General features: G+C 62.0%; 5 protein-coding genes. All 5 read right to left on the minus strand.

All coding sequences use genetic code 11. From position 1 onward, the window contains the following. Positions 1-703 (minus strand): glycosyltransferase family 2 protein (locus QT17_RS13620; RefSeq protein WP_152607331.1); only part of this gene is annotated, 703 nt, incomplete at its 3' end. Between the two features lie 49 nt (positions 704-752). After that, positions 753-1898 carry a non-hydrolyzing UDP-N-acetylglucosamine 2-epimerase gene (gene wecB / locus QT17_RS04865; RefSeq protein ID WP_039457126.1) on the minus strand — a complete coding sequence of 382 codons (1146 nt, stop codon included), beginning with the start codon at positions 1896-1898 and terminating at the stop codon, positions 753-755. Between the two features lie 138 nt (positions 1899-2036). Then, complete coding sequence (locus QT17_RS04870) at positions 2037-2246, minus strand: ribbon-helix-helix protein, CopG family (protein WP_039457128.1); 210 nt, start codon at positions 2244-2246, stop codon at positions 2037-2039. Beyond that, complete coding sequence (locus QT17_RS04875) at positions 2243-2842, minus strand: ParA family protein (RefSeq protein ID WP_039457130.1); 600 nt, start codon at positions 2840-2842, stop codon at positions 2243-2245. The genes QT17_RS04870 and QT17_RS04875 overlap by 4 nt, the downstream gene beginning before the upstream one ends. Positions 2843-2938: 96 nt before the next feature. Beyond that, positions 2939-5257: an ATP-binding protein gene (locus QT17_RS04880; protein ID WP_039457132.1), complete on the minus strand. Its 2319-nt coding sequence runs from the start codon at positions 5255-5257 to the stop codon at positions 2939-2941. Between the last annotated feature and the right edge of the window lie 232 nt (positions 5258-5489).

Raw genomic sequence — 5489 nt, forward strand, 5'->3', positions numbered from 1 at the left:
AATCTTCCGTAAGACTCCTAGCTTTCCAGCCTCTATCCTTTAGATACGCTGTGCGAAAGCACATACCTGTTCCACCTAAGGTAGGAGATAGATTAAGTGCGTTTCTTGCTTCTTGCCACAATGAATTTGTAACCCAGTAAGAGATGGCCATAGCTCTGGCAATCCAACCGTCCCTAGGGTTTTTCACATCCAGATAAGTTTGGATCACTTGTGCCTCAGGGTTTTCCTGGAGAAATGCATCCAGTTTTCTTAAGAAATCTAGCTCAACCAAGTTATCGGCATCTAGAATGATCAGAGCATCCCAGTTTGACAGCTCAATCTTTTGAAGGGCATCCCTTATGTTCCAGGTTTTTCCTGGTCTACCCTGGTTACGGCTTATCACACATGCTCCCATTGACTTGGCTATTTCAGCTGTACCATCGGAGGACCTATCATCAGCAACGTATACCCTATAGAGTTCCTTGGGATAATTCTGACGAAGAAGTGAATCCAACAAATGAGAAATTACCCTAGCCTCGTTATGTGCAGGTATCAATATAGCGAATCTATGCTTTGGGGAAAAAACGAATGGGACCGATCGTTTTTTCACTCCTTTTAACCGCAAAAGGCCGAGTATGGCTATGATAGCATCCCAAATAAAGAAAAAAGCCATTGCTGCCCACAAAAAACCAGCTAAGACTGAGAAAAAAACCTTTACCTCCATTTTTCCTGCCTCCTTACGCTCACAAGCCACTACAAACAATTTGACCCAACTACCTAGCTACAGCATAAGAAATCCAGTCCGCGGGCCTAGGCCCAAGGCCAAGCCGCCAGGCCACCCCCTGGGCCACCCTTTGCCCGGCCCGGCCGTCCCCGTAAGGGTTCGGGGCGGTGCGCATGCGGGCCAGGGCGTCGGGGTCCTCCAGGAGGCCCTTTACCGTGCGGTAGACCCCCTCGGGGTCGGTGCCCGCCAGCTTGAGGATGCCGGCCTCGAGGCCCTCGGGCCTTTCCGTCACGTTCCTTAGGACCACCACCGGCACTCCCAGGGCCGCCCCTTCCTCCTGCAGCCCCCCGGAGTCGGTGACCAGGAGGAGGCTTTCCCGCATGAGGGCCGCCATGGGCCCGTACTCCAAGGGGTCCAGGAGGACAAAGTTCCTCACCCCCTTGAGCACGGGGAATACGGCCTCCCGCACCACAGGGTTGAGGTGCACGGGGTAGACGAAGGTGAGCTCGGGGAAGGCCTCGGCCACCCGCCTCAGGGCCCGGGCCAGCTCCGAAAGGAGGGGCCAGTTCTCCCGGCGGTGCATGGTGACGGTCACGTAGGGCCCCGGGGGAAGCCCCTCGGGGAGGCGGCCCAGGCGGGCCGCCAGGAGCACGGCGTCCACCCCCGTCTGCCCCGTGACCAGGATGCCCTCCTCCCCCTTGCCCTCCTTGAGGAGGTTGGCCTTGGCCAGGGGGGTGGGGGCGAAGTCCAGGTCGGTGAGCACGTCGGTGAGGCGGCGGTTGGCCTCCTCGGGGAAGGGTTCTTTGAGGTTGCCGCTCCTCAGGCCCGCCTCCACGTGGCCCACAGGGAGGCCCACCAGGAAGGCGGCCCAGGCTACGGCGAAGGTGGTGAGGGTGTCCCCGTGGACCAGGACGTAGTCGGCCCGCATCTCCTCCAGGGCCCGGGCGGCCTGGGGCAGGATGCGGGCCGCCAGGTCGGGGAGGGCCTGGCGTTCTTGCATCACATCCAGGTTGCGGTCCTCCCGGATGCCGAAAAGGGAGAGGGCCTGCCTGAGCTGCTCCCGGTGCTGGCCGGTGAGGAGGACCAGGGGTTTGAGGTGGGGCAAGGCCTTTAGGGCCAGGTAGACGGGGGCCATCTTGGTGGCCTCGGGCCGGGTACCGAAGGCGAGGACAACTGTTTTGGAATTTTGTAGCATATTGCTATGCATCATATTACTATCTAGGCTGTTTCTGTAGATTCTGTAGATCGGTATAGCACTTGGAAAACGGGTCGGGCACCTGGATTTTCTTTCCTTTCTTCGGCATGGAGCTTCCCTCAGTTGGTTTTTCTCACGCTATTGTTTTAGCACCCTCCTGATAGCCTCCTCCACCAACTCCGATATCTCCTTTCCCTCCTCCAGTGCTTTGAGCTTCAGTTGCCGGTGAAGATCCCTGGGGATATACACCTTTAAGGCAGTGTAGTCCTCTCGGCGGCTCTTCCCCTGGATCCTACCCTCGCCCTCTCCCTCCTTGAGGGTGTGGACCAGCTTGGCAAACTTGCTCATCCTGACACCTCCATTATCTCCTGCCCCACCTCTCGGTAATCCTCCCAGGCTAGGCGAGCCCGGGGATCCGGCACCTGGTACACAGGTACCCCCAGGAGGGCTGCCTTGGGAAAGGCGGCGGCCCGACGGATCTGCCCTCGAAAAAGGGGAACCCCATGGCTTTCCAGCAGGCTTCTGGCCTCATCCCCGTCCCGGCTTGGACGTGGGGGGATCATGGTGAGGAGAACCCGATACCTGGCCCCTGACCCCCTGAGGGCTTCCAGGGTGGCCAGGAGGGCCTCCAAAGCCAGGGCATCGGGGGTGGTGGGCAGGATCAGGAGGTCTACCCCCTCCGCCAGCGCCTTCAGGTCCTCCTTTGAGGGCCTGGCCTGGGTGTCGATGACCACGTGGGTGTACTCCCGAGCGTAGCGGCTGGCCACCCTTTCATCCACCACCTTCACGGGAAGGCCTCCCCGGGCGTGCCAGCCCGTGGCGGAGCGGTTGGGATCCCCGTCCACCAAGAGGGTGGGGGCCCACGCTGATAGGAAGCTGGCTAGGTGGACAGCGGTAGTGGTCTTGCCTACTCCCCCCTTGAAGCCCGTGATAGCCAGGATCATCACTCCCTCCTAGTCTATCCCCCCGGCTCCTGGGTACCTGGGGTCTTGAGCACTCCAGGGCCCCAGGTTCTTGGGGGAAGCCCAGGGCCTGGGAGGTTAGGCTTTTCCGGCCGTGTTTTGCTCTTCATCTGGCTCACCCACAAAAAAGACGAGATCGGGGCCGATGAGGGACCTGAATTCCTCTTCCCTCTGCTTTTTGAGGTACTCCATCTTGGCCTTCCCATACTTCTGTACCCATTTCTCCTTGTCCTGTTTCATGTCGCACAGGTTCAGGTAAGGGCATTCTTCGCATGCGGTTTCCAAGCAGAAGGCCAGGGGTTGCCTATGGGGTTCTGGCTGGACTCCGCTGTCCAGCAACTCCTTCACCACCCGCTCCACGAAGGAGGGGTCCAGTTTTATCACCCGGTACTGCCGCTCCCAAAGACGTGGGCGGAGCGATGCGGGTTCGGCGTAGCCGTAGTTGCGGACGATCTGGCCCACCCATTTGGGATCCTGCCACCGGGGGATGTCGTTGGTCCGTTCGCGTCCCCAGCTATCCCCGACCTGCCTTCTGGCCTCCATGATGACGTGCACCAGGGCCACGTGGGAGTAGTACCCCTGGCGGATCAGTTCCTTTAGGGCCACCTCCACTATCTCCGCATCCGTGGGCATGCCCCCCTGTCCTTCCGCCTGCCGCTGGAGGGCCTCCTCCAGGCGGGAAAGGAGGTCGGGATCCCCCAAGTGGTGGGCGATGGTGCGCAACGGGGCGGCGATTTCCTCCAGGCGGTCGCCCTTGCCAGAGAACCTCTCCCGGTAGAGCTGGTGGAGGCTGGGGGCGTTTTCCATGGCCCAGATGTAGAGGTTGTCCCGGAGCTCCTGAAGGCCTTCGGGGGTAAGCCCCGTGGGCCGGTCCCGGTAGCCCAGATCCTTAAGGCGAACGGTGCGGATGGTGAACATCCGGCTTCCCAGGATCTCCCCGGTGCCCTGGGTGTTGGTGATCACCTTTACCCCGAAAAAGTTAAGGGTCTGGACCCTCATGCCCTTGGTGTCCGTCCACTGCTTGAGGGCGGTTTCCTTCTTGTAGGACACCTTGAGGAACTGCTCCAGGTTGGAGGCCTCGGCGCTGCCCGAGCGCTGGCGGACCTCCTCCAGGTCGTCGAAGGCCACCAGTCCCCCGGTTTCGTCGATCAGCCGGGCGGCGGTAGCCGCGCTGGTCTGCCCCGTGATCACCACCCCGTTGGCTCCCACATCCGCCATAAGCCGGGCCAACTCCGTTTTTCCCGAACCGGGGGGGCCCACGATGAGCACCAGGGGTACAGCGTCGAACACCGCTTGCACATAGGAGGTCATTACCACCAAGGCGGCCAGGACGTAGTCGTTCTCCCGGGGAAGGAGGACCTGCCGCAGGTGCTGGATGATCAGCCTGGGCAGGTCTGGGGGGCGCAGGGTCATGGCGCTCTTCCCAGCCTCCCTGGCCTTCAGGAAGCGGTTGATGGCCTTTTCGCTCCAGGAACTACCTGCGGGGGCCTTGGGCGGCTTACGGATGATGGTTCCGTCGTCCAGGGCCAGGACCCGGTCCTCCAGGGGGGTGCCACGGGGAGCAGGCAAATACCCCCAGCCCAGCACCGCTCCATCCGAGCGGATCACCACCGTGCGGTAGCGTGCCCCTTCCTCCCCTCGGTTCTCCAGGATGCGCACGGGCACGTAGAGGTGCCCGTTGATAAAGGCCCGGTTGATGTCCACGGGGTTGGGGAGCCGTACACCCCCGCTTTCCCCATCCTCCCGCTCCGGGGACCAGCGTTCCCCCGCCTCCAGCAGGAGGCGGAAGCCCTCTGGGGTACCCTGGGAGAGGAAGTAGTCCGTCCAGTCTTTCCCCATACCTTCGGGGACCCGCACCCGCACCACGGGCCTCCGGGCCAGGGCGGCCACCTTGCGGGCCATCGCTTCGCCAGCCTCATCCGCATCCTGGCCCAGGTAGACCTCTTCCCAAGGGGCCCAGAAAAGGGGATCCTGCCAGGCCTCAGGGATGGCAGATCCGTGCGTGGAGGTGGCCACCGCCAGGTCGCTGGCCCAGGGCTGCCCCAGGAGCTTCAGCCAGAGGATCCAGCCGTCCTTGGCCCCCTCGCAGATGAAGAGCCTGCGGCGGGTGGAGGAGCCCTCAAGGGGAGGAATGGCCCAGTAGGTGGTAGGCTTCCCCCTACCCCACCCCTTCCCCTTAGCCCCTTGGGTAAGGCCAGGGATGGCGTAGTAGAGGTAGCGGCGGACGGGGATCCCGTCAGGCCCCATAACGGGGTAGGCAAGGGCATCGCGTACCTCCCCTGGATTGTCCAGTCCCAGGTAGAAGCGCCGCACCACCCGGGTGTCCAGCCCCCGTCCCCGCAGGTACTCCAGGGCCGCTTCCGTATGGAGGAGTCGGTTGACGTGGCGCTTTGCCACCTCCTCCGAGGCGGGATCCAGGGGCTCTCCCTGTTCGTTCTTTGGCTTCAGCAGGTCGAGAAAGCGGGGATGGGCGAAGGGATCCTCTCGGTTCCCAGGTACCTGGGTGTTTTGGGGTCCTGGGGTCTTCAGAACCTGGGGCAGCTCAGTACCTGAGGTCTTGGAGGAGGGACCCTTTTCAGCCCCTCCTTTTCGCCTCACCTTACCCCCTTTTCCCTGGGAGTCCCGATAA

Source organism: Thermus sp. 2.9 (assembly GCF_000794385.1).
Lineage (GTDB): Bacteria > Deinococcota > Deinococci > Deinococcales > Thermaceae > Thermus > Thermus thalpophilus.